At 65.1% G+C, this 581-nt stretch carries 2 protein-coding genes; both read right to left on the minus strand.

Going from position 1 to position 581, the window contains the following annotated elements; all coding sequences use genetic code 11:
* Positions 1 to 187, minus strand: a 187-nt coding sequence (locus PZ895_RS11225) for a hypothetical protein (RefSeq protein ID WP_275839085.1), incomplete at its 3' end; no start/stop codon positions are given.
* A 64-nt stretch (positions 188 to 251) separates the two neighbouring features.
* On the minus strand, positions 252 to 581 hold a 330-nt coding region (locus tag PZ895_RS11230; RefSeq protein WP_275839086.1), incomplete at its 5' end, for a hypothetical protein.

Here is a 581-nt window from a genome sequence, read left to right on the forward strand (position 1 = left end):
CTTCCCCTTTCGGAGCATCTGTGGGCCGCGGCGGTGCAGCCTCGGCATCGGGCGGTGCCATGCCGAAGTCAGGAAGGCCGTCCGGGCCGGCGGCAATCTCGCCCGGCCCGACCTGATGATGGCGCGGGACGTAATGCTTGACCAGCATGTCGCCGACGACGCGGTAGATGGCGCGAAATTCGCTCATGAGTGCTCCCTTGAGGATTTGCCGGGACGGCGGCTCGACACGCCGTCCCGGCTGCTCGGCTCGCCTATGCTTCCACGACTTCGAGGATGGCGCGCGGGTCGGCGTCGGCGCGGCGGGCGATAAACATCCCCTCCGCTTCGGCCGCGACGATCGTTGCCTCTTCCAGGCGCTCAAGCTCAAGGCGGCGAACGCTCAATTCGCGAAAGCGCTCTTCCTGTTCTTCGTCGGTCAGCGCGCCGACGACATCGGCCTGATCGATCATCGCGCCGAGCTTCGCCTTGATTTCATCGCGCATCATCCAAACCAGAAATTCTGCGCCGCCTCCCTGCGCCCGCAGCCCGTGTCCGCTTTCGGGGTTCGATTGCCAGAGGCTGATACGAAACTGATCGGCAAA

This window comes from Mesorhizobium sp. YIM 152430 (genome assembly GCF_029210365.1).
GTDB lineage: Bacteria > Pseudomonadota > Alphaproteobacteria > Rhizobiales > Rhizobiaceae > Aliihoeflea.